General features: G+C 37.3%; 1 protein-coding gene. It reads right to left on the bottom strand.

Features of this window, described 5'->3' with window-relative positions; translation table 11 throughout:
* A partial coding sequence (locus ACWA1B_RS23830) for a tetratricopeptide repeat protein (protein WP_456911179.1) occupies positions 1-228 on the bottom strand: 228 nt, incomplete at both ends.

The following is a 228-nucleotide window of genomic DNA, read 5'->3' as shown; positions in this document are numbered from 1 at the left end:
GCATCGGCTTTTACGCCTGCGTCAGATTTTGGATTTTCTAAAACTTTATCTGCCGCAACAACCGAATTGTCATAATCTTTTTTGTCGTAATAGCATTTCATCAAATTGGCTTGCGCAAAAGTTTTATTCTGCGGATAATCAGCTTCTTTTTCTAAACGAACTAAAACCGGAATCGCTTTGTCGCAATCTTTTGCTTTTAGATAAATCTGAGCCAATCTGTTTAAAGCC

It is taken from the genome of Flavobacterium xizangense (genome assembly GCF_054075145.1).
The sequence above is the reverse complement of the archived record's forward strand: the minus strand, read 5'-3'. Positions and strand labels throughout refer to the sequence as shown.